Here is a 16,507-nt window from a genome sequence, read left to right as displayed (position 1 = left end):
CCGAGGCGGTGCCGGTGGGCGCCGCGGAGGCGGGGCGGTGGCCGCGGGGGGCGGGGGACACGGGCCGGTCGCGGCCGGTGGAGGGTGTCCGGGCGTACGGGCTGATCGTGGGGATGTGGCTGCGGTCGACGCTGGCCTACCGGGCGTCGTTCGTGATGACGACGGTCGGCAACTTCGTGGCGACGGCGTTCGACTTCGTGACGATCATGCTGATGTTCACGCATGTCGACGCGCTCGGCGGCTACACGCTGCCGGAGATCGCGTTGCTGTACGGGGTGTCGGCGACCGCGTTCGGGCTGGCGGACCTGGTGCTGGGGTCGATGGACCGGCTCGGCCGGCGGGTGCGGGACGGGACGCTGGACACGTTGCTGGTGCGGCCCGTGCCGGTGCTGGCGCAGGTGGCGGCGGACCGTTTCGCGCTGCGCAGGCTGGGGCGGATCACGCAGGGGCTGCTGGTGCTGGGGTATGCGCTGGTCACGCTCGAGGTGGAGTGGACGCCGCTGAAGGTGCTGATGCTGCCGATGATGGTGCTGAGCGGGGCGGCGATCTTCGGGGCGGTGTTCGTGGCGGGTGCGGCGTTCCAGTTCTTCGCGCAGGACGCCTCGGAGGTGCAGAACGCGTTCACGTACGGGGGGACGACGCTGTTGCAGTATCCGCCGTCGATCTTCGCGCAGGATCTGGTGCGCGGGGTGACGTTCGTGGTGCCGCTGGCCTTCGTGAGCTGGCTGCCGGCGCTGTATGTGCTGGGCCGGGACTACCCGTTGGGGCTGCCGGGGTGGGTGGCCTTCCTGCCGCCGCTGGTGGCGGGGGTGTGCTGGGTGCTCGCGGGGCTGGCGTGGCGTGCGGGGCTGCGGGCGTACCGCAGTACGGGAAGCTGAGGGGCGGACATGGGCGATACGGATTTCATCGAGCTCGACGGGGTCGAGAAGGTCTTCGACGTGCGGCGCAGGGTGGGTTTCCTGCGGCGGGAGCGGCACGAGGTGCGTGCGGTGGACGGCATCAGTCTCCGGGTGCCGCGCGGGGAGATGGTGGGGTACATCGGGCCGAACGGGGCCGGCAAGTCGACGACGATCAAGATGCTGACGGGCATTCTCACGCCGAGTGGCGGCCGGCTGCGGGTGGCGGGGATCGACCCTTCCCGGGAGCGTACGAAGCTGGCGCACCGGATCGGGGTGGTGTTCGGGCAGCGGACCACGTTGTGGTGGGACCTGCCGTTGCGTGACTCGTACCGGCTGGTGCACCGGATGTACCGGATCCCGGACCGGCGTTTCCGGGAGAACATGGACCGGTGCATCGAACTCCTGGACCTGGGGGCGCTGTTGGACGTGCCGGTGCGCCAGTTGTCGCTGGGGCAGCGGATGCGGGGTGATATCGCCGCGGCGCTGCTGCACGATCCGGAGGTGCTGTACCTGGACGAGCCGACGATCGGGCTCGATGTGGTGTCGAAGGCCAGGGTGCGTGAGTTCCTGCGGGATCTGAACGCCGAGCGGTCCACGACGGTGCTGCTGACCACGCACGATCTCACCGACATCGAGCAGTTGTGCCGGCGGGTGATGGTGATCGACCACGGTCGTCTGGTGTACGACGGCGGGCTCGCCGGGCTGCACGAGGTGGGGGAGAGCGAGCGGACGCTGGTGGTGGACCTGGAGCGGGAGCTGCCGCCGATCGACGTGGGGACGGAGTCCTCGGCGCGGGTGGTGAAGGTGGAGGGGCCGCGGCAGTGGGTGGCGTTCCCGGCGTCGGCTTCGGCGGCGGGGCTGGTGGCGCGGATCGCCGCGGACTATCCGCTGGTGGACCTGTCGGTGCGGGAGCCGGACATCGAGGCCGTGATCGCGAAGATGTACGCGGCGTCCTCCTGACGGCTCCTCCTGTGCTTCCCGGCGGAGGCGGGCGAGGGCCGCTGTGCCGGCACGTGCGCGTCCGTCCGGGGTGGCATGTCTCTCCGCCTCGCGATGCGTCGCCGGTGACGTCCGGCGCCGACGCGCGGGGGGTCCGCGGGAGGGTCCTGGGGCCCTTCGTCCGGAAGGGCCTGGGCCTCTTCGGCCCCGCTCTATAGGGTTTGCGTCATGACAAGTGAACGTCCGGAGATGCGGGCCTCCGACGCGGAACGCGAGCGGGTCGCCGAGACGCTGCAGGATGCGGTGGCCGAGGGCCGGCTGGAGATGGACGAGTTCGAGCAGCGGCTCGACGCGGCGTACGCGGCGCGTACCCACGGGGAGTTGGAGCCGCTCGTCAGCGATCTGCCGGTGCCGGGGTCGGCGGTGGCGCCGGTCGCGGGCCTGGCGCCGGTCACGGCCCGCGGGGGGACCGTGGACCGGTCGCGGCGGATCGGCGGGCCCGCGACCTCGACCGGGGCGTTCGCCTTCTGGGGCGGGTTCGCCCGCAAGGGCCGCTGGACGGTGGGGCGGGCGTTCACCGCGTTCGCGATGTGGGGCGGCGGTGAGATCGATCTGCGCGAGGCGGACTTCGAGGACCGCGAGGTCGTGATCCGCTGCGTGACGATCATGGGCGGGATCCAGGTGACGGTCCCGCCCGACGTCCACCTGCACGTCAACGGCATCGGGATCATGGGCGGCTTCGACGAGCGGACGAAGGACGAGGGCGAGCCGGATCCGGATGCCCCGAGGGTGCGGGTGACCGGGTTCGCCCTGATGGGTGGCGTGGGCGTGGACCGCAAGTGGAGCAAGGCCCGGCGGCAGCGGCTGAAGGAGGCCGAGCGCGCGGAGCGGCTGCGGCTGGAGAAGCCGGACGCGGGGGAGGGGCCGGAGGGACCCAAGAGGCTCGGCTGAGGCGGGTCCCGCGCTCCGGGACGGCCGGTGGGCGTCGGCACCGGTGTCCCGGCTCCGGGCGCCGCCGCCGGGGCCTCCACGTCGTCCCGTCCCGCACCGTGCCGCTGTCAGAACACGTCGGCCCTGGCGGTCTCGGACACCGTGTGGAGATCGATGGAGCGGCCGAGGGCCCGGTAGCCGGTGTCGTTGAAGTGGAGCCGGTCGCCGGAGTCGTAGGCGGGCAGGATCCGGTCGGGGGCGTAGGGGTCGCGGACGGTCCGGTCGAAGTCGATGTAGTCGTCGTAGACCCGGCCCGAGCGGATCTGCCGGTTGACGGCGAGGCGTACGGCGTTGCGTTCGGGTGTCCAGGTGCGGAACCCCTGGAAGGGGGTCAGCGTCGTCCCGACGACGCGCAGCCCACGGGCGTGGGCACGTTCGGTGAGGGCGCGGAGGGCGGCGACGACGCGCCGCGGGTCGCTCTCCTGGGGGGCGAGCTGTACGTCGTTGATGCCCAGCGCGATGATCAGCGTCCTGGCTCCGGCGACGGAGAGCGCGTCGCGTTCGAAGCGGTGGGTGCCTCGGGGGCCGCCCCGGCCGCTCGGGCTCTCGCGCAGCAGGCGGTTGCCGGATATGCCCTGGTTGGCGATGCCGTACCGGTGGCCGAGGCGGTCGGACAGGACGTCCGGCCAGCGGCTGTCGGTGTCGGTGGTGGAGCCGCTGCCCGCGGTGAGGGAGTCGCCGAGGACGACGACGGCCCCGGGCGACCTGTCGTTGCGGACGTCGACGGCCGTCAGGTAGCGCCACGTCGTGGTGGTCCGGGTGGCGAGGGCGTCGGTGAGGTAGGACGTCCGGTGGCTGCCGGGGTGCTGGGTGACCGGCCCGCCCGGCCGCGGGGTGCGCAGGCTCACTTCCAGGTCGGCGTCCGGGGCGACGGCCACGAGTACGGGGTCGCTGACGACCTGCCGGCCCGCGGGGACGGTGACGGTGGGCCGCCCCTGGAAGGTGACCGGCCGGGCGCTGACGGTGGCCCGGTCGATGACGAGCGGGGTGGTGCCGAACAGGTTGGACACGGTGATGCGGGCCGCGTCCCCGCCGACGCTCGTGTGGATGACGTTGCGGATCGTGTGGCCGGGGTAGCCGTGCGGTGTGTTCGGTTCGCCGCTGACGGGGGCTCCGGTCCAGGTGGCGACCCAGCTGCCGGAGGAGTGGGCGGGAGCGGCGGGGTTGTGGGCTGCCGCGTTCGCCTCGGTGCCGGTGAGCGGGGTCGGCCGTTTCCCCGCGGTCAGTGCCGTACCGAACGCCATGGCGGCGGCCAGTACCGCGGTGCCGGCCATGAGGGCGATGAGCAGGGCGTACCCCTGGCGCCTGGGCATGTGCGGTGATTCTCCTTGCGGTGTTCGTGCGTGTCTCATGATGCGGCAGGCCCTGGGGAACTCGACGTGCGGCCCGGGAGTAAGTGAGGTAGGGACAATGCGTACGGCACGGCGTGACGCGTACGCGGACGGGTGGAGCGGATGGAACAGGACGCGGGGAAGAGTGCGGAGCCGGCCGGGGCCGCTGCGCGGGGTGCGGGGGCGCCGCTCGGCGGGTTCGCGTACACCGCCGCCGACGAGGAGAAGCGGCGTGGCGTACGCCGCATGAAGACCACCGCCACGGGTCTCCTCCTGCTTGTCGCACTCGTGTACACCCTCGCCACCTGGGCGAGGAATGCGGGTGTGAGCGGCTGGCCGGGCTACGTCGCCGCGGCTGCCGAGGCGGGAATGGTAGGTGCGCTGGCCGACTGGTTCGCGGTCACGGCGCTCTTCCGCCGCCCGCTCGGGCTGCCCATCCCCCACACCGCCATCATTCCCACCAAGAAGGATCAGCTCGGGGCATCTCTCGGTTCCTTCGTGGGCGAGAATTTTCTCTCCGGGGACGTCGTTCGTGACCGGATTCACGCGCTGGGGGTGGGCGCGAGGCTCGGGGCCTGGCTGTCCGAACCCGCACACGCGGACCGGGTCACCGCCGAGCTGGCCACCGCGCTGCGCGGTGCGCTGACCGTGCTGCGGGATTCCGACGTGCAGGCGGTGGTGGGCGAGGCGATCACCCGGCGGGCGGACGCGATGGAAGTCGGTCCGGGCGTGGGGAAGATGCTGGAGAAGATCGTCGCGGACGGCGGTCACCGCAGGGTGGTCGATCTGGTCTGCGTACGCGCGCACGACTGGCTGGTCGAGCACGAGAGTTCCGTCATGGACGCCGTGCAGGGCGGGGCGCCGGGCTGGACGCCGCGCTTCGTCGACAAGCGGGTGGGGGAGCGCGTCTACAAGGAACTGCTGCGCTTCGTCACGGAGATGCGTGACATGCCCGGCCATCCTGCGCGCGGCTCGATCGACACGTTCCTGAGGGACTTCGCGTCGGACCTCCGGACGGACGCGGACACCCGGGCGCGGGTGGAGCGGCTGAAGTCGGAGATCCTCGGGCGCGGTGAGGTGCAGGAGCTTATTGCCTCGGCCTGGTCCTCCGTCCGTTCGATGATCATCGCGGCGGCCGAGGACGAGGGGAGCGAGCTGAGGCTGCGGGCCAGGGCCTCGCTGCTGTCGCTGGGCGCCAGACTGTCGACGGACGAGCGGCTGCAGGCCAAGGTGGAGGGGTGGCTGGAGGATGCCGCGGTGTACGTCGTCACGACGTACCGCGCGGAGATCACGTCGCTGATCAGCGACACGGTCGCCGGCTGGGACGCCGATCAGACGTCGAGGAAGATCGAGGCGCACATCGGCCGTGACCTGCAGTTCATCCGGATCAACGGCACGGTGGTGGGTGCGCTGGCCGGTCTGGTGATCTACTCGGTCTCGCGGGCGCTGGGGGCCTGAGGCCCGGTCCCGGGAGCCCCGCCGGGCAGGGCTCCCGGGAGCGCCGGGTGCGCGTCTCCGGGCCGGGCGCACAGGGAGCGCACCGGGGGCGCATCCGTCCTGTCGTACGGGTGCGCCCCCGGGTTGTGCGGGGAGTTGCTGTTCAGTACGCACCCGCGCGGGCCCGTGTTCAACCCCTGGTACGAAACTTTTCCGGCGCGCCGTGCCGCGCGGGCGGGAGCGCCGGTCTTCGCGCGGCCTCGGAGCCTGTCGGGTGACCTCTGTTGGAGCGGCCACGCCCCGGCACGCACGCTTCCCGCGTTGCCGACATGTCCACGGAGCTCCGCTACGTGGGCCTTCCGGCGCCTTCACAGCGCACGCGCCGGACCGCGCCCGCTTTCCGATCCCAGGTCATCCGACAGGCTCTCAGGCGCTGCGCCGGGTGACCGCCCAGGAGGCCGCGGCCATGCCGCCGGCCACGGTGAAGACCGCGGGCCAGGCGCCGACCTTCTTGGCGAGCGGGTGCGATCCGGCGAACGCGGCCACGTACGCGGCGCTCAGTCCGGCGGCCGCGCGACCGCCCGCCTGCCGGTTCCACTCGTAGGCGGCCACCGAGCCGGCCGCGGCCAGGGCGACCCCGCCCAGCGGGCGCTTCTTCGTCCACCGGGCGATCGCGTACCCGCCGACGAGTCCGCCCGCCGCCACCACCGCTGCCGGGACCTGCGCCATAGCCGCCACCTTCGTTCGTTCCCTACCCGGTCTCGTACCTGGTCGGGAATCCGAGGCTAACGCGCGGGCCGGGGCGACCGTGCTCTCCGGGGTGCCTGAGTGTTCCCCCGCGGGCGAACGCTCCGGGCGCGGCCCGGGCGCGGGCTCCCTGGCCGTACCCGGAGGACCACCGCTGACGGCACGTCGGAATGCGGTCGGGCGGGGCCGGCGCGGCACGCACCAGGCGTGTCATACGCGCCGTACGTCGATCCCCAGGGCGGTGAACTCCTCGACTACGTCGTCGGGTGCGCCCTGGTCCGTGACCAGGATCGACACGGCATCCGTCGCGCACACCTGGGCGAAGGCGCGGCGGCCCAGCTTCGAGGAGTCGGCCACCACGATCACCGTGCCGGCGCATTCGGCGAGTGCCCGGTTCGCACCTGCTTCCGACTCGTCGTGGGTGGCCGCACCGAAGCGGGGGTGCACGGCGTCCACGCCGAGGATCGTGTAGTCCAGGGCCAGGGTCCGCAGGACGGAGTCCATGAGCGGGCCGACGAGTTCGTAGGAGTTGGGGCGGGCCACCCCGCCGGTGACGACGATCTTCACCTGGGGGCGCACCGCGAGTTCGTTGGCGATGTTGATCGCGTTCGTCACGACGGTGAGCGCGGTGCCGCCGCCCGCCGGCTCGGGTCGCACGGCAAGTTCCCGGGCCACCTCGGAGGTCGTCGTGCCTCCGTTGATCCCGACGGTCGAGCCCGACGGGATCAGTTCGGCCGCCGCCTTCGCGATCCGCTGCTTCTCGTCGGCCTTGCGGGCCGCCTTGTAGCGCAGCGGCAGGTCGTAGGCGACGGTGCTCACCACCGCACCGCCGCGGGTGCGGGTCAGCAGGTTCTGGCGGGCGAGTTCGTCCAGGTCACGGCGGACGGTGGCGGCGGAGCAGCCCAGCCGTTCGGCGGCGTCGAGTACGTCGAGGTGGCCCTGGTCGCCGAGGATCTCCAGCAGCCGGGTCCATCGCGTGTGTGCCGCCACCTGGTCCTCCTTGCTCGCCCGCCGACCCTATCGCGCCCGGTCGTGCCCGGTGCGGGCCAGCACGTGCAGCAGCCGCGTCACCTCCGCGGCGACCGCGTCGCGGGCCGGACCGAGGTACGTGCGGGGGTCGGCCACCCCGGCGTGGGTGTCGAGGTAGGTGCGGACGGCCCGCGTGAACAGCTTGTTCAGGTGGGTGGAGATGTTCACCTTCGTCATCCCGGCGGCGACGGCGTCGGCCAGGCCGGTGTCGCCGACGCCCGATGAGCCGTGCAGGACGAGCGGCACGTCGACCGCGTCGCGCAGCCGGGAGATGAGGGCGAGGTCGAGGACCGCGTCGCGCGTCAGCATGGCGTGCGAGCTGCCGACGGCCACGGCGAGGGCGTCGACGGCCGTGGCTCCGACGAACGCCCGCGCCTCCTCCGGGTCGGTCCGCACCCCGGGGGCGTGCGCCCCGTCCTTCCCGCCGACCTCGCCGAGCTCCGCCTCCACCCGGACGCCGTGGCCGTGGCAGTACTCCGTGATCGCGCGGGTCGCGGCGACGTTGTCGTCGTACGGGAGCGTGGACGCGTCGAACATGACGGAGGTGAATCCGAGCCGGACCGCCTCGTGGACCAGGGTGGTCGATTCGGCGTGGTCGAGGTGCACGGCCACCGGAACTCCGGCCGCCCGCGCGACGGCGAGCGAGGCGAGCCCGATCGGTTCGAGGGAGCCGTGGTAGCGGGCGGTGTTCTCGCTGATCTGGAGGATCACCGGCAGCCCGGCCGCTTCCGCCCCGCGGACGATGGCCTGGGCGTGCTCGATCTGTACGACGTTGAATGCCCCGATGCCCCTCGCGTTCGTCCGGGCCTCGTGCGTGATGTCACCGGTGGATATGAGCGGCATGGGCTTCCTTCGCGGATACGGGCTGCGTGAATCCAGACGGGTGATGCTCGAAGTTGCTCATTTATAGCGTGTTCGAAGCAGCTTGAAAAACAGCAGCCGCCTCGGCCGAGGGCCGGAGGCGGCTGCTGACGGGCCGACTGCTCGGCGAGGAGGTACAGATGCTCGCGTTCGTCGTCCGACAGATGCAGGGCGTGGGCGAGCGAGGACAGGACCGGCGGGGACGGGAGGTGGTCCGGCGCTGGACCGCAACTCCTCCAAGACCGCCCTGTGCATGGCCACTTCGCAAAGTGCCAAGGCCTTCCCCCGTGGAGCTGCCACGCGCCTGACCGGCCGTCCCGGACCGACGCCGGCCGCCGCCGTCCGCCGGTGATCCACATGCGGGTCCGGCGATCCGGAGTGAGGATCGGGGATACGGGCGGTGGCCCGGGCGCGCCCTGACCCTCTCGGGTCGGTTCTCCCTTCCGGGCGCCCCGGTCCGCCTCCCGGCCCAGCCACCAGGGGGGTCTGGAGGTACGGATGCCGCGGCCCCTGTGGACCGGAGCGATCAGTTTCGGGCTGGTCACCATCCCCATCAAGGTGGTGTCCGCGACCGAGGACCACTCGATCTCGTTCCACCAGTACCACGCGCAGGACATGGGCCGGATCCGTACCCGCAAGGTGTGCGAGCTGGACGGTGAGGTGCTCTCGCAGGAGGAGATCGGCAAGGGGTACGAGATCGCCAGGGACCGGACCGTCCCCGTCACGGATGAGGAACTCGACCGGATGCCGCTGCCGACGGCGAAGGCGATCGAGATCGTCGCGTTCGTCGACGCCGACACCGTGGACCCGGTGCGGATCGGCGACAGTTACTACCTGGCCGTGGACGGGCAGGTGGCGGCGAAGCCGTACACCCTCCTGCGCAGGGCGCTGGAGCGCAGCGACAAGGTGGCCGTGGCGAAGTTCGCCTGGCACAACCGGGAGCGGCTCGGCCTGCTGCGCGTACGGGACAACGCCATCGTGCTGCACTCCATGCGGTGGCCGGACGAGATCCGCAGCCCGGAGTCCCTGGCGCCCCGGGACGTCGAGTTGGAGGAGGACGAGGTCGACCGGGCGGTCCAGCTCACCGACACGATGTCCCTGGACGGCATCTCGGGCTTCCGGGACCGTTACCGGGAGGCCCTGGAGGAGTTGATCGCCGCCAAGTCGCAGGGCAAGGAACTGCCGGAACCCGGCGGGGGCGAGGAGCAGGAGCCGGGCAAGGTCATGGACCTGATGGCCGCCCTGAACGCCTCGGTGAAGGCCGCCCGGGAGACCCGCGGGGAGGAGGCGGAGGGCGAGCACGCGACCGTGCACGAGATGAAGACCCGCGAACCTCGCACCCGCAAGAAGGCCGCACCGGCGGCGAAGAAGACGGCGGCGCGAGGCAAGGCGGCACAGGGCAAGGCCGCCCAGGGCAAGGCGGCGCAGGGGAAAGCGGCCCGGGACGGGACGGCGGAGTCGTCCGGCCGCAAGCGGCAGCCCGCCAAGAAGACGGCGGCGAGGAAGCGGACCGCGTCCTGAGCGCTCCCGCTCCGGGCACGCGGAACGTCGGCCTCAGAAAGGAAACCCCCGGAACAAGGGTGCTGGATCGGTCTCCGGGGATCAGCAAGCTGGATGGGTTCCCGGAGCCGGGCGCTGGAGCGGCCTCCACGGGTCAGGGTGCTGGAACGGTTCCCGGAGCCAGGGTGGTGGAGCGGCCTCCAGGAATCAGGCGCTGGAATGGCCCCGGGGATCAGGGCGCGGGAACGGTCCCGGAGGCCGAGCCCGCGCCTCACGCGCCGTCGATGTCGTCCGGCGCCAGATCCGGCCGCAACCGGTGCCAGGACGGCTGGCGGAGTTTCCCCGCCTTCGTCCGGGTCGAGTACCGCACCTCGCCCACCAGCCGCGGCAGCACCCACCGCGCGCCCGCCACCCGGGGCACCTCGTCGAACGGGCACGTGTCGACGGCGGCGACCCTGAGCAGTTCGGCGAGCGTGGTGCGCTCCGCGTCGCTCCACCCCGTGCCCACACTGCCCGCGTACCGCAGACCGCCCTCGTGCCGCTCGCCGACCAGCAGGGCCCCGGGCAGGCCGCCCAGCCGCCCGCGGCCGGGCACCCAGCCGCCGACGATCACGTCGGCGGTACGGACATGGCGGATCTTGATCCACGTACGGGAGCGGACCCCGGGCTCGTACACGGAGTTCAGCCGTTTCGCGATCAGGCCCTCCAGCCCGGCCTCCCGTGTCATGTCCAGGGCCTGCGCGCCGTGGCCGACGGTCACCGAGGGCGTCGACCAGCGCGGCCCGTCCAGCTCCAGGGCCTCCAGGGCCGCCCGCCGCTCGGTGTAGGGCAGCGGGACCAGGCTCGTACCCCGCAGGTGAAGGGCGTCGAAGAGCACCAGATGGGCGGGGATCCGCTCCGCCATGCGGGCGGCCTTCGCGGGCGACCCGGCCAGCCCCATCCGGGACTGGAGCCGCTCGAAGTGGCTCCGCCCCCGGCTGTCCAGGGCGACGATCTCACCGTCCAGCACCGCCGGCACGCCGCCGAGCGCGGGCCCCAGGGCCATGAGGTCGGGGTAGGCCGCCGTGATGTCCGTCCCGGACCTGGCCCGCAGCTCCACGGAGCCGTCGCCCGGCAGATAGACCATGGCACGCTGGCCGTCCTGTTTGACCTCGTACGCCCACTGGTCGTCGGTGGCCGGCGGCGGCAGGGTGCCGGGCGTGGCGAGCATGGGGGCGAAGCGGGGCAGAGGGGTCATGGCAGCACCTTCTCAGCAGATGCCGCGCCGGGCCCGCGGCCGGGGCCGGGGGCGGTGCGGCTCTTCGGCCCGGAAGAGGGAGTTTTTTTCGGAGGCCGTGTCGATCCGGCACGGTGCCGTACGTCGTCATGGTGTACGCGGGAACGACGGAGTACGACAGGAGCTGGACCATGAAGTACATGCTGCTCATCCACAGCGGTTCCATCGACGGGAACGGCGGCGCCGCGGAGTGCACGGTCGAGGACTGGATGACCTACGACAAGGAGGTCAAGGACGCCGGGATCCACGTCTCCGGCGAGTCGCTCGCCGATCTGGTGACCGCCACGACGGTGCGCGTCGGCGCGACGGGGGAGCGGACCGTCACGGACGGACCGTTCGCCGAGACGCGCGAGGTCCTGGGCGGCTTCCTCGTCATCGACGTACCTCACCTCGACGCCGCCCTGGACTGGGCCGCCCGGTGCCCCGGCGCACGGGGCGGCGGCGCGGTCGTGGTGCGCCCGGTCGCGGACTTCGGGGCCTGACGGCGGTGGACGGGGCAGCGGCCGGGACGGGGGCCGGACCGGGGGAGCCGGGGGCGGGGAAGCCCGCCACGGCGCCCGTGTCCTGCGCGGCGTCCGTCGAGGCCGTCTTCCGGGAGGAGCGCGGCCGGCTGCTGGCCTCCCTCGTCCACCGCTTCGGCGACCTGGATCTGGCGGAGGAGGTCACCTCCGAGGCGATCGAGGCCGCGCTGGTGCACTGGCCGGCCGACGGGGTGCCGGCCAGGCCGGGTGCCTGGCTGCTGACGACGGCCCGGCGCAAGGCCGTCGACCGGCTGCGCCGCGACCAGGCGTACGCGGCCCGGCTGGCCGTCCTGCAGGTCGAGGCGGAGCGGGCCGGGCACGCTCCGCCCGCCGATGTGGAGGGCGAACTCCCCGACGAGCGGCTGCAGCTCTTCTTCACCTGTGCGCACCCGGCGCTCGGCGCGGAGGACCGCGGCGCCCTGACCCTGCGCTGCCTGGCGGGCCTGTCCACCCCCGAGGTGGCGCGGGCGTTCCTCGTGCCACCCGCGACGATGGCGCAGCGGATCGTGCGGGCCAAGAGGAAGATCCGGGAGGCCCGCATCCCCTTCCGTGTCCCCGGGCGCGACGAGTTGCCGGAGCGCCTGCCGGGTGTCCTCCAGGTCCTGTACTCGATCTTCACGGAGGGCTATGCGGCCAGCTCCGGACCGCACCTGCAGCGGATCGGCCCGGCCGAGGAGGCCATCCGGCTGGCGCGGATCCTGCACGGCCTGCTGCCGGCCGAGCGGGAGACGGCCGGGCTGCTTGCGCTGATGCTGCTGGTCCACGCCCGGCGCGGGGCCAGGACCGGACCCGACGGCGGGATCGTGCTCATGGACGACCAGGACAGGGGCCGCTGGGATCGGGCGATGATCGAGGAGGGCGCCCGCCTGGTGGTCACCGCACTGGACGGGGGCCCGCCCGGCCCGTACGGGGTGCAGGCCGCCATCGCCGCCCTGCACGACGAGGCCGACACGGTGGCGGCCACCGACTGGCCGCAGATCGTGGCGCTCTACGACGTGCTGCGGGTCCTGGCGCCCTCCCCCGTCGTCGCCCTGAACAGGGCGGTGGCCGTGGCGATGCGCGACGGCCCGGAGGCGGGCCTGGCCCTCCTCGACGAGCTGGCCGGTGAACCCAGGCTGCGCGCCTACGGTCCGTACGCCACCGCTCGTGCCGACCTGCTGGGCCGCCTGGGCCGCCGGGCCGAGGCCCGGAGCGCCTGGCTGGAGGCGCTCGCCTCGGCCGGTACGGAGCCCGAACGTGAGCTCGTCCGGCGGCGGTTGCGGGAGGAAGGTCTCGGCACCTCCGGTTCGGACGCCTGAACCGGAGGTGCCCTCCCGGGGGACGCGGCTGGGGTGGTGACGGGCGGTCAGGCCTTCGCGGCGCAGATCGCGTCGTACGGACGGCCCGGGCTGGGGAACAGCTCGATGGGCTCGTCGGCGGCGGCCGGGCACTCCTCGGCCGTCTTGGCCAGCGCCAGCACCTTGCTGCCGCCGCTCGCGCAGGCCACTTCCTTCGCCTGGTCGTCGACGCAGTCGCCCACCACGAGCTGCCCGCCGCCCATGCCCGCGTCCCCCGGGTGTTCGTCCGACAGGTTCCGGCCGCAGATCGTCCTGCTGGGCAGGCCGACGCTCGCGTCGCCGCCGTAGGAGACCTTCACCGAGATGATCTCGTCCGTCCCCGCGGGGCACTCGACGGCCCCCGCGAAGATCTCGCCGTCCTTGACCTGGAGGGCCTTGATCGTCGCCTTGGGGTCGTCGCAGTCGAGGGCCTGGTACCCGTCCTTCGACGTGCTCGTGTCCGGCCCGGCGCAGTCGCCGGTCTTCCACTCCCGGGCCTTCCGGTCGGCGCCGGCCGATGACGACGAGGAGTCGTTGCAGGCGGTGGCGCCGCCCAGGACGAGCGCGAGCAGCAGTCCCGCCTGTGCGCCGCCGCGGAGGACCGTACGCGTGCTGCGGGGGCCCCTCGCGCCGCCGGTGCGGGTGCGGGTGCTGCTCTGGGCGCTCATGCTGCTCCTCGGATGCGTGGCGTAGCCCGCACGGCACTCGTGGTGACACGCGCGGTCGTTCGCGCGTAAGGACGGGGTGAGTGAGCGGGGCGGTTCCCGTGGGGCGCCGGAACGTGGTCGGTCGGCGACGGAGTGGGTCCGGGCGGGACCAGGCGTATCCCGGAGGGAAGGGGAACGGATTCCGTCTACGGTGACAAATGCGGGCAATGCTGACATGACGCCCGGTCGGGGTGCCTGACGGACGCACCCGCCCCTTCGACGGAGGTACCGGTATGAAGATCGCAGTGATGGGTGGAACAGGGCTCATCGGTTCGCAGGTCGTCGACGTCCTGCACGCGGCCGGGCACGAAGCGGTGCCGCACTCGCTGTCCACGGGCGTGGACCTCCTCACCGGGAGGGGGCTCGCAGCGGCGCTGGAGGGGGCGGCCACCGTCGTCAATCTGACCAACTCGCCGACCTTCGACGAGGCTTCGCACGATTTCTTCCGCCGGACGATGGATCATCTTCTGGACGCCGCCGAACAGGCGGGCGTCGGTCACGCGGTGATCCTGTCCATCGTCGGCGCCGACCGGGTACCCGCCCTCGCCTACTACCGGGCGAAGGTGCTGCAGGAGGACATCCTGAAGGCCGGTCCCGTTCCGTACTCGATCGTCCGCGCCACCCAGTTCTTCGAGTTCGTGGACGCCGTCCTGTCCTGGACCGCCGACGAGGACACGGTCCGCCTGCCCTCCACACCGCTGCAGCCCATGGCCTCCGCCGATGTCGCCCGGGCCGTCGCGGAGGTCGCCGTGGGGGCCCCGCTCCAGGGCACGCGCGAGGTCGCGGGGGCCGACGTCTTCCCGCTGGACGAACTGGGCAGGATCACGCTGAAGGCCCGAGGGGACGAACGCACCGTCACCACGGACGAGGACGCGGGCATGTTCGCGGCCGTCGAGGGTGACGCGATCATCGCGGGCGACGGTGCGGTCATCGCCCCCACCCGCTACCGCGACTGGCTCGTGGTCTGACCCACCCACCCGGCCGACCGGTCCGCGTGCCGGCCGGCCGGCCCGTCGGAGGCCGTGCCGGCGGGGCCCGGCGCGCGGCCCGGTACGAGTCGCTCCGGACGCCTCCGAGTCGGCCCGGCCGCCCGGCGCCCCGCCGGGCGGCCTCCGGCGGACGTCCCTCGTCAGGCGGTCGCGCAGGGGGCGCCGCCGAGGGTGAACGTGGTCGGTGCCGTGTTCCTGGCTCCCTTCGCGGCGGTGAAGCCGATCGTCACCGCGCTGTGGGCGGGGATGGTGGACGTGTACGAGGCCGGGGTGACGCTCACCGAGGCGCCGCTCCGGGTGGCGACCCCGCCCCACATGGTGCTGATCTCCTGGCCGTCGGCGAAGGCGAAGCCGAGCCGCCAGCCGCTGACGGCCGTCGTGCCCGTGTTGCCCAGGGTGATCTCGCCCTGGAACCCGCCCGGCCACTCACCGACGACGCGGTAGGTGACGGAGCAGGCCGCACCCGGTGTGCCGCCGTCCTGTTCGGTGGTGGCGCTCACCGTCGCCGAGCGGGGCGAGCGGTTGCCGGCCGCGTCCCGGGCGTAGACGGCGAAGGTGTACGCCGTACCGGCGGTGAGGCCGCTCACGGTGGCGGTCGTGGTGGTGGACGCGGCGACCGTGGTCTCGGTGCCGCCCACGCGTACGACGTCGTATCCGGTGACGCCGACGTCGTCGGTGGCCGCCGCCCAGGTGAGGGTGGCCGAGGAACTCGTCACGGCGGTGACGGCGGGGGCGCCGGGTGCGGTCGGCGCCTGGGTGTCACCCGTGCCGCCGCCGTAGACGGTGGCCTCCTGGGAAGTCTGCGCGATGCCGTCGGGGCCGTGGAGGATCCGCTCCCCCCAGGCGCTGGGCCGGGTCGGGTCGAAGTCGGCGACCAGGTCGAGGACCGGGTCGGTGTTGCCGCTCCACGACCAGGCCAGGTAGCCGAGGCGGAGCTCTTCCGCGGTGGCCGTCATGGTGTCCTCGTCCGGGTCGCCGTACTGGTCGGCGGGTCCGCCGAACTCGCCTATGACCAGCGGCAGTCCGGCGTCGACGAAGGCGTCGAGGTAGTCGGTGACCTTCTCGGCGGTGTTGTAGACGCTGTACATGTGGATCGAGAAGATGAGGTTGCCGGTGGTGTCGGCGTCGTACACCGCCCGGGCGTCGGCGCGCATGACGCCCTGCCAGTCCTGGCCCCAGTTGGGTGCGTCCACCATGATCGTGTGGGTGAAGCCGGCGTCGCGCAGCTTCTTCACCGCGGCGGTCGTGGGGGCGGTCCAGCCGGCCGGGTCGGTGTTGCCCCACGGTTCGTTGCCGATGTTGATGACGACGTAGTCCTCCTGGCCGGCCAGGACGTCCGCCAGGCTGATCCAGTAGTCCGCCGCGTGGTCGAGCGTGCCGGCCGCGGCGTCCTCGCCGTAGCCGGTGGTGTCGTGCACCTCCAGGACACAGATCAGCCGGTTGGCCTTGCACCGGGAGATGACGGCGGCGACGTCGGCCGGGCTGTTCCTGCTCCAGCGGTAGCCGTCCGACAGGACGACGCGGACGGTGTTGGCGCCGGTCGCCTTGATGTCGGCGAGCGACTGCGTCTCGCCCGGATACCAGGTGTGGGCGTGGTTGACGCCGCGCATGACGAAGTCGTTGCCGTTGCCCTCGACCAGGCGGCCGTCGCGGATGTGGAGGCCGGTCGCGAGGGCGTCCGCCCGTGCGGGCCGGTCCGCGGCCTGCGCGGTGGCCGGAACGGGCGCAGCGGCGACCACGAGCCCGAGGAGGGCGGCTAGCCCTCGCAGGAGGAGGGTGACGGGGCTTGTGCGTGCCGTACTTCTTGCTGTTCTCACTGCGGACTCCAGGGGGTGGACGCGAGGGAGCGAGCATCGGCAGTACCGGGGAGCACGTGGAATGGGAGCGCTCCCATGAAGCCATCCAGGCAGGGCCACGTCAAGACGTCGGCGCGGGAGGATGCGTGTGCGGGAGCTGTCGGCGCCC

General features: G+C 72.8%; 15 protein-coding genes. 8 read left to right on the top strand and 7 right to left on the bottom strand.

Going from position 1 to position 16,507, the window contains the following annotated elements; all coding sequences use genetic code 11:
• The first annotated feature begins 14 nt into the window (after positions 1 to 14).
• The 3 genes from BA175_RS21030 to BA175_RS21020 all read left to right on the top strand — a co-directional run bounded on the left by BA175_RS21030 (position 15) and on the right by BA175_RS21020 (position 2,789).
• The gene (locus tag BA175_RS21030) at positions 15 to 878 is read left to right on the top strand and encodes an ABC transporter permease (protein WP_069173154.1); all 864 of its coding nucleotides are present in this window, start codon (positions 15 to 17) and stop codon (positions 876 to 878) included.
• A gap of 9 nt (positions 879 to 887) precedes the next feature.
• Positions 888 to 1,859: an ABC transporter ATP-binding protein gene (locus BA175_RS21025; RefSeq protein WP_069172970.1), complete on the top strand. Its 972-nt coding sequence runs from the start codon at positions 888 to 890 to the stop codon at positions 1,857 to 1,859.
• A gap of 228 nt (positions 1,860 to 2,087) precedes the next feature.
• The gene (locus BA175_RS21020) at positions 2,088 to 2,789 is read left to right on the top strand and encodes a DUF1707 SHOCT-like domain-containing protein (RefSeq protein ID WP_069172969.1); all 702 of its coding nucleotides are present in this window, start codon (positions 2,088 to 2,090) and stop codon (positions 2,787 to 2,789) included.
• 107 nt (positions 2,790 to 2,896) lie between these two features.
• On the opposite strand, the gene BA175_RS21015 is transcribed toward BA175_RS21020, so the two are convergent.
• Positions 2,897 to 4,141 carry an SGNH/GDSL hydrolase family protein gene (locus BA175_RS21015; RefSeq protein WP_069172968.1) on the bottom strand — a complete coding sequence of 415 codons (1,245 nt, stop codon included), beginning with the start codon at positions 4,139 to 4,141 and terminating at the stop codon, positions 2,897 to 2,899.
• A gap of 141 nt (positions 4,142 to 4,282) precedes the next feature.
• On the opposite strand from BA175_RS21015, the gene BA175_RS21010 reads away from it, so the two are divergent.
• A complete protein-coding gene (locus BA175_RS21010; RefSeq protein ID WP_069172967.1) occupies positions 4,283 to 5,617 on the top strand; it encodes a DUF445 domain-containing protein in 1,335 nt (444 codons plus the stop codon).
• Between the two features lie 405 nt (positions 5,618 to 6,022).
• Here the strand turns inward: BA175_RS21010 and BA175_RS21005 are convergent, their stop codons facing one another.
• From BA175_RS21005 to BA175_RS20995, 3 genes are all read right to left on the bottom strand, one after another.
• Positions 6,023 to 6,325, bottom strand: coding sequence for a hypothetical protein (locus BA175_RS21005; protein ID WP_069172966.1), 303 nt, complete (start codon positions 6,323 to 6,325; stop codon positions 6,023 to 6,025).
• A 228-nt stretch (positions 6,326 to 6,553) separates the two neighbouring features.
• Positions 6,554 to 7,333: a DeoR/GlpR family DNA-binding transcription regulator gene (locus BA175_RS21000; RefSeq protein WP_069172965.1), complete on the bottom strand. Its 780-nt coding sequence runs from the start codon at positions 7,331 to 7,333 to the stop codon at positions 6,554 to 6,556.
• A 27-nt stretch (positions 7,334 to 7,360) separates the two neighbouring features.
• The gene (locus BA175_RS20995) at positions 7,361 to 8,215 is read right to left on the bottom strand and encodes a class II fructose-bisphosphate aldolase (RefSeq protein WP_069172964.1); all 855 of its coding nucleotides are present in this window, start codon (positions 8,213 to 8,215) and stop codon (positions 7,361 to 7,363) included.
• Between the two features lie 516 nt (positions 8,216 to 8,731).
• On the opposite strand from BA175_RS20995, the gene BA175_RS20990 reads away from it, so the two are divergent.
• Complete coding sequence (locus BA175_RS20990) at positions 8,732 to 9,754, top strand: non-homologous end joining protein Ku (RefSeq protein WP_069172963.1); 1,023 nt, start codon at positions 8,732 to 8,734, stop codon at positions 9,752 to 9,754.
• A gap of 250 nt (positions 9,755 to 10,004) precedes the next feature.
• Here BA175_RS20990 and ligD read toward each other — a convergent pair whose 3' ends face one another.
• Positions 10,005 to 10,970: a non-homologous end-joining DNA ligase gene (gene ligD / locus BA175_RS20985; RefSeq protein WP_069172962.1), complete on the bottom strand. Its 966-nt coding sequence runs from the start codon at positions 10,968 to 10,970 to the stop codon at positions 10,005 to 10,007.
• Positions 10,971 to 11,140: 170 nt separating this feature from the next.
• Here ligD and BA175_RS20980 point away from each other — a divergent pair, with 170 nt between their 5' ends.
• Entirely contained in the window at positions 11,141 to 11,491 is a 351-nt protein-coding gene (locus tag BA175_RS20980; protein ID WP_069173153.1) for a YciI family protein, read from the top strand.
• Between the two features lie 77 nt (positions 11,492 to 11,568).
• Complete coding sequence (locus BA175_RS20975) at positions 11,569 to 12,828, top strand: RNA polymerase sigma factor (protein WP_069172961.1); 1,260 nt, start codon at positions 11,569 to 11,571, stop codon at positions 12,826 to 12,828.
• A gap of 47 nt (positions 12,829 to 12,875) precedes the next feature.
• Here BA175_RS20975 and BA175_RS20970 read toward each other — a convergent pair whose 3' ends face one another.
• Positions 12,876 to 13,514, bottom strand: a complete 639-nt coding sequence (locus BA175_RS20970; RefSeq protein ID WP_069172960.1) for a hypothetical protein — start codon at positions 13,512 to 13,514, stop codon at positions 12,876 to 12,878.
• A 272-nt stretch (positions 13,515 to 13,786) separates the two neighbouring features.
• Between BA175_RS20970 and BA175_RS20965 the strand changes: the two genes are divergently transcribed.
• Positions 13,787 to 14,521, top strand: a complete 735-nt coding sequence (locus BA175_RS20965) for an SDR family oxidoreductase (RefSeq protein ID WP_069172959.1) — start codon at positions 13,787 to 13,789, stop codon at positions 14,519 to 14,521.
• 161 nt (positions 14,522 to 14,682) lie between these two features.
• On the opposite strand, the gene BA175_RS20960 is transcribed toward BA175_RS20965, so the two are convergent.
• Positions 14,683 to 16,359 (bottom strand): cellulase family glycosylhydrolase, encoded by a 1,677-nt coding sequence (locus BA175_RS20960; protein WP_069172958.1) that lies wholly within the window; start codon positions 16,357 to 16,359, stop codon positions 14,683 to 14,685.
• Between the last annotated feature and the right edge of the window lie 148 nt (positions 16,360 to 16,507).

The sequence above is a fragment of the Streptomyces griseus genome, assembly GCF_001715295.1.
In the GTDB taxonomy this organism is placed as follows: Bacteria; Actinomycetota; Actinomycetes; order Streptomycetales; family Streptomycetaceae; genus Streptomyces; species Streptomyces griseus_G.
Note: the sequence above shows the minus strand (reverse complement) of the source record. Positions and strands in the feature narration are given on the sequence as shown.